Genomic DNA, 255 nt, shown 5'->3' on the forward strand with positions numbered 1-255 from the left:
AAGTGCAGTAATGCATTAAGCTAACCAGTACTAATTGCCCGTACGGCTTGTCCCTATAACCTTGCCGGTTATACGCATTTACTCGATGATGAGTTACCCAACACATTACTTCTTCCGGATTGCAGTCGCACGCCACAGCGTGTGACGCGACAAGTCAAAGCCTGATGACCATAGCAAGTCGGTCCCACCCCTTCCCATCCCGAACAGGACCGTGAAACGACTCTGCGCCGATGATAGTGCTGCAACCAGTGTGAA

Annotated in this window: 1 rRNA gene; it reads left to right on the forward strand. The window is 51.0% G+C overall.

Annotated features, from left to right (window positions below):
• Positions 1-160 precede the first annotated feature (160 nt).
• A 5S ribosomal RNA gene (rrf, locus tag GM668_RS30435) occupies positions 161-255 on the forward strand; the annotation flags it as partial.

The sequence above is a fragment of the Pseudoduganella ginsengisoli genome (assembly GCF_009720865.1).
Taxonomy (GTDB): domain Bacteria; phylum Pseudomonadota; class Gammaproteobacteria; order Burkholderiales; family Burkholderiaceae_D; genus Rugamonas; species Rugamonas ginsengisoli.